This is a genomic window from Bartonella queenslandensis AUST/NH15 (assembly GCF_000312585.1).
GTDB classification, from domain to species: domain Bacteria; phylum Pseudomonadota; class Alphaproteobacteria; order Rhizobiales; family Rhizobiaceae; genus Bartonella; species Bartonella queenslandensis_A.
Genome location: NZ_HE998092.1, coordinates 1 through 373, shown reverse-complemented (window position 1 = coordinate 373; position 373 = coordinate 1). Strand labels below are relative to the sequence as shown.

Below are 373 nucleotides of genomic sequence, written 5' to 3'. Positions count from 1 at the left end.
CACGACCCCTATATGACCGGCACCATAACCCCAATCACCAACACAACCGCCATAAATCACACTTATCGTGCATCAATCCAACACCTGTCCCACCAACAAAACTCCATCAAAAAAACCAGTCCAAGATCTCAAAACCAACACAAACTATCGACCACAAGGAAAACACCACCACAAACAACCCACTTTCTCTTGAAACACAATTTACTGTTTCGCACCATTGCCCTTTTCCTCAAAAGAGCAAAAGAATGATGACAAGCGACGCAACCTTTATTGGAAAGTTTCCACAAAACACCACCAATCAATAGCCACTTCTAAAAACACCACTCCCCAAACCACCATACCCACGATAATCACACCAGCCCCCATCAACAAC

Annotated in this window: 1 protein-coding gene; it reads left to right on the top strand. The window is 44.2% G+C overall.

Annotation, left to right across the window (positions count from 1 at the left end; translation table 11 throughout):
- Positions 1–249 (top strand): hypothetical protein (locus tag BN338_RS12735; RefSeq protein WP_210160965.1); only part of this gene is annotated, 249 nt, incomplete at its 5' end.
- Positions 250–373 lie beyond the last annotated feature (124 nt).